This window comes from Pseudomonas sp. NBRC 111130, from assembly GCF_001320485.1.
In the GTDB taxonomy this organism is placed as follows: Bacteria; Pseudomonadota; Gammaproteobacteria; order Pseudomonadales; family Pseudomonadaceae; genus Aquipseudomonas; species Aquipseudomonas vlassakiae.
This window is the reverse complement of record NZ_BCBG01000091.1, coordinates 1-3248: the sequence shown is the minus strand read 5'-3', so window position 1 is coordinate 3248 and position 3248 is coordinate 1. Positions and strand designations below refer to the sequence as shown.

The window sequence follows — 3248 nt, the reverse complement described above, 5'->3', positions numbered from 1 at the left end:
TTGGCCGTTAGTGAAGTCGATCAGAATTTGCGCTTCCAGGGCCAGTACTTCGATGGTGAAACCGGGCTGCACTACAATACGTTCCGCTATTATGATCCCGCTCTCGCGAGATTTATCACACAAGATCCAATTGGTTTATTTGGAGGATTCAATTTATATAGTTACGCACCTAGTTCGACTGGTTGGCTTGACCCGTTGGGATGGTGTGTCACGACCAATGTCACAAGGGGAGTGGCGGGTCAGCCATTGAAAGCGACTGCTACAATTACAAAAGGTGATCTGAAGTCTGGCACGGCAACCAATCAGTCCTCGAGAGCTTGGGCCAGAATGATGGGCAATTCCGATGATGATGCTGGACACATCATTGGTAAGCTCTTAGGAGGTTCCGGAGGGAAAGATGGCGTCTTCCCTCAATTAAAAGGCATAAATCGTGGCCAATTCAGAGCTTTCGAATCTCAGGTTGCAAACGTGGTTCAGAAAAAAGGCGCTGTGGATGTTGAAGTAAACTTCATATATGGTAACGGTGGCACCCGCCCTACATCTATAACTTATGATGTCTTCCATCAGGGCGAAAAAATACTTGAGGGAATTTTTGGAAATTAATATGTCGAGAAAAAATATTTCAGAGGATGTGCCGAATGCTCTTGTCGCGTTCATGGAAGAGATGAATGCATGGGAGTTGGACTTTTTTGATAAGCGAAAAAAAGCCCTCAGCGAAGGAGTTGATGATCCAAAGCTAAAGGAGGCGTATGCGCAGAGGTTAGAGTTGATTCTTAGCAAATACGTTATTAAGGATAAGTTTAATTATGGTCGCCTTATAGATTTAGGCTGCACCAAGCCTGCAACCTACGATCCTGATGTCGATGAAATTAAAGTCTTGGGCAGCGATGAAAAAAATATAACCGTGCAAGTTCAGCAAGTCAAAGGGGCTGAAACAATTTCGAAAATTTACATGATGTTTAAAGAAGGTGAGTGGAAAGTAAAAAAGAAAGAGATATTGAGTTTTGATGAAAAATGGCGTCGTGCTCCATTGTGAATCTGTTGCTAAAGTTGGCGTTGCTGAATGGATAAGTACAGCGACCTGCCCGGAGGACTGACTTAGGCTCTGTACGAAAAGAGATGTCGCAAACACCGCATGGAGCAAGCTAGTGAGACCATTGCGGCATAACTTTTCGCGAGCTTGTCGAAGCGGGTCACGATCCGGCGGTTCTCTTTCAGCCAGCCGAACATGCGCTCGATGATGTTGCGCTGTCGGTATTTGGGCCGGTCAAACAGTCTGGGTAAGCCAGGCTTGGGCTTGCGCTTCATCGAGCGCAGCGGGATGACGGGTTGCATTCGATATAGGTCGCAGTAGCGGCGTAGCGCTTCTGCGTCGTAGCCCTTGTCGGCAAGCAGCCATTTGCAGCGCTTGCGCGGGCGGCCACATTGGCTCGATGGAATGCTGACCTCGTCCAACAGTGGTTGTGCGTAGCTGATGTCACTGGCTTGACCGCCAGAGAGGAGAAAGCGCAGCGGTGTTCCGTTGGCGTCGCAGAGCATGTGGATTTTGGTTGTCAGGCCACCGCGACTGCGGCCTAGAGCATGATCGGCAGGCTCGTCAGGCCCCCTTTCTTTCCGGCGCCAGATGAGGCTCGGATTGCGCGTATTGCGGTTGAGTCGATCATCCAGGTTTGCAGATCGATCAAGCCCTGCTCATTCAATCGCAGGTGCAGACGTTTGAGCATCTGCTCGAAAGTCCCTTGGTTTCGCCAGCCCCGAAACCGCTGATACACCGTTGACCATGGGCCGAAGCGCTCTGGCATATCTCGCCATGCAGCACCTGAGCAGAGCACCCAAAGCACGCCATCGAGCATCAGCCGGTCGCTCAGTCGGGGGCGGCCTCGGCCATGGGTTTCGATGAAGAGATCGGAGACCACATCCCAGGCCTCGTCCGTGAGTTCGTAGCGCCTTGCCATCACAGAATTCCTTTCCGTTAATGGCGCGTGACTCTACAAAATCTCAGCGCTAAAGGAGCGGCGATTAGGTTTCTCGGGATTTCGTACAGAGCCTAATCTCTACGGGTATGTGCTGAATCCAAATAATTGGATAGATCCTATCGGGTTGACTCCATGCATGGGCAAGCCATCACAGCGTAGTGCCGGGGGTACGGGGAATAAATACGATCCAGTAAATGGGCAAGGTCTTTACGTATTAACGGAAAATGGAGTTGTTAAGTACGTTGGGCGAGGTGATGCACCTGCTCGCTTAGGTGTGCATGCTGCCACTCCAGGGAAATCTCATTTACAACAGCATGTGATTTTTGATAATAATTTAACCAAGGCCGAGGCCAAGTTTCTAGAGCAACAAATCATGGACCTCAATGGGGGAGTGCTATCTACAAATGGGGTTACAAACTTGTTGAATAGAATCAGGTCGTATAGCCCTTCCAATCCTAATGCTCCAATTTATGACGTGGCTGGGCATAGTCCTGGCTGGGGAAGTGATGTACTATCTGACGCTTTGGCGAAAATGAAGGGGCTCGGCCCATGAAAGGAGTAGAATCTATGCAGGCAGGTGATTTTTTTTCTATTCCTATGGAGGATGGTAGGTTCGCAATCGGCCAAATAATTTGGTTAGGAATAGATAGTAAGGAGCAAAAATTTAAAAAGATATTCGCTTTTGCAGTACTGTCGGTAGGTACTGATGAGATAGTGTCTGAGGGTGAAGAGTATTTGGTATTCAAAGATCACCGAGGGGATTTTAGGGTGATGTTCACGGCTGTGGATAAGTTGAAGACGGGAGAGTGGCCTATTATAAAGCGTGGAGTGGTTTCTGATCCCTCGATGAAGGATTTGGAGTTTAATATGGCGGGGACTCTCTATCGGCGGGGAGTTCCGGTTAGAGTATTGGCCATTGATGAATACCAAAATCACATGCTAATGGGTGTCTCCGGCTTTGCGTTGATCGAAAGATTCCTGCAGCAATATTAAAAGTCCAGGTGACTCGGTGGTTTGGCTCCTTAAGAAAATGCTGAATTGACAATTGCGTGAGCGCCCCGAGCGCAGCACGCTGTTCGAGCGCGACGCCATTGGCCGGTTACTGGCCAAGGTCAACCGCGATGCGCGGCAAGACTTCGCCTACGACAACGCTGACCGCTTGCTGAGCATTCAGCGCCAGCCGACGCCTACTGGCAAACAGCTGGGCATCACCGAGGAAAAGCTCGGCTACAGCTATGACCTTTTAGGTCGACTGACACAGGAACTGAGTCC

General features: G+C 49.5%; 5 protein-coding genes and 1 pseudogene. 5 read left to right on the top strand and 1 reads right to left on the bottom strand.

Annotation, left to right across the window (positions count from 1 at the left end):
* Both APH33_RS26945 and APH33_RS22555 read left to right on the top strand, forming a co-directional pair.
* On the top strand, window positions 1-603 hold a 603-nt coding region (locus APH33_RS26945), incomplete at its 5' end, for an RHS repeat-associated core domain-containing protein (protein WP_177332440.1).
* A gap of 1 nt (window position 604) precedes the next feature.
* Window positions 605-1036: an NTF2 fold immunity protein gene (locus APH33_RS22555; RefSeq protein WP_082433686.1), complete on the top strand. Its 432-nt coding sequence runs from the start codon at window positions 605-607 to the stop codon at window positions 1034-1036.
* Window positions 1037-1098: 62 nt separating this feature from the next.
* Here the strand turns inward: APH33_RS22555 and APH33_RS26940 are convergent.
* A protein-coding gene (locus tag APH33_RS26940; protein WP_156352034.1) for an IS5 family transposase occupies window positions 1099-1955 on the bottom strand; the annotation gives its coding sequence in 2 pieces (ribosomal slippage) (window positions 1099-1608 and window positions 1611-1955; 855 coding nt in all).
* A gap of 157 nt (window positions 1956-2112) precedes the next feature.
* On the opposite strand from APH33_RS26940, the gene APH33_RS27295 reads away from it, so the two are divergent.
* The 3 genes and pseudogenes from APH33_RS27295 to APH33_RS22535 all read left to right on the top strand — a co-directional run.
* Window positions 2113-2529 carry a hypothetical protein gene (locus APH33_RS27295; RefSeq protein WP_177332439.1) on the top strand — a complete coding sequence of 139 codons (417 nt, stop codon included), beginning with the start codon at window positions 2113-2115 and terminating at the stop codon, window positions 2527-2529.
* Window positions 2526-2969, top strand: coding sequence for an Imm26 family immunity protein (locus APH33_RS22540; RefSeq protein WP_082433685.1), 444 nt, complete (start codon window positions 2526-2528; stop codon window positions 2967-2969). The genes APH33_RS27295 and APH33_RS22540 overlap by 4 nt, the downstream gene beginning before the upstream one ends.
* Before the next feature lie 58 nt (window positions 2970-3027).
* Window positions 3028-3248: pseudogene (locus tag APH33_RS22535) on the top strand (sugar-binding protein); the annotation flags it as partial.